Annotated in this window: 1 protein-coding gene; it reads left to right on the top strand. The window is 67.6% G+C overall.

All coding sequences use genetic code 11. From position 1 onward, the window contains the following. A partial coding sequence (locus GTY96_RS37060) for a condensation domain-containing protein (protein WP_161667176.1) occupies nucleotides 1-1,066 on the top strand: 1,066 nt, incomplete at both ends.

Raw genomic sequence — 1,066 nt, forward strand, 5'->3', positions numbered from 1 at the left:
GTTGCTGTCGCGCTACTCGGGGCAGGGCGACATCAGCGTGGGTTCGCCCATCGCGGGCCGCACGAGAGCGGAGGTGGAAGGGCTCATCGGCTTCTTCGTCAACACGCTGGTGATGCGCGCGCAGGTGGAGGGCGAGAAGTCCTTCCAGGCGCTGCTCGCGCAGGTGCGCGAGACGGTGCTGGATGCGTACGAGCACCAGGAAGTGCCGTTCGAGAAGCTGGTGGAGGCGTTGCAGCCGGAGCGAAGCCTCAGCCACACGCCGCTGTTCCAGACATTGCTGTCGCTGCAGAACGTGCCCCTCGGTGAGACGGCGTTGCCGGGATTGACGCTCTCTCCGGTGAACTTCGAGGGCCGGACGTCGAAGTTCGACGTGAGCGTGTTCTTCACGGAGACGGCGCAGGGGTTGAGCGGGGCGGTGGAGTACAGCACCGACTTGTTCGATGCGGCGACGGTGGGCCGGATGGTGGAGCACCTGCGAGTGCTGCTGGAAGGGGTGGTGGCGAAGCCGGAGGAGGCAGTGGGCCGGCTGCCGCTGCTGACGGAGGCGGAGCGTCATCAGGTGCTGGTGGAGTGGAACCAGACGCAGGAGGAGTACGCGAGAGACGCGACGATTCCACAGCTCTTCGAGGCGCAAGCGAAGCGGACGCCGGATGCGGTGGCGGTGGTGAGTGGGAAGCAGCGGCTGACGTACCGGGAGGTGGAGGCGAGGGCGAACCAACTGGCGAACCGGCTGAGGAAGCTGGGAGTGGGCCCGGAGGTGAGGGTGGGGCTGTGCGTGGAGCGCACGGCGGACGTGGTGGTGGGGACGCTGGGGATTTTGAAGGCGGGCGGGGCGTACGTGCCGCTGGATTCGAGCTACCCGAAGGAGCGGTTGGGGTGGCTGCTGGAGGACGCGCAGGGCCCGGCGCTGGTGGCGCACTCGCACCTGCTGGAGTCGTTGCCAGCCTTCAGCGCGCAGGCGGTATGCCTGGACACGGACGAAGTCCTGCCCACGGAGTCGCAGGAAGCGCCAGTGACGCAGGTGCGCGCGGAGAACGTGGCGTACCTCATCTACACGTCGGGAAGC

Source organism: Corallococcus silvisoli (genome assembly GCF_009909145.1).
In the GTDB taxonomy this organism is placed as follows: Bacteria; Myxococcota; Myxococcia; order Myxococcales; family Myxococcaceae; genus Corallococcus; species Corallococcus silvisoli.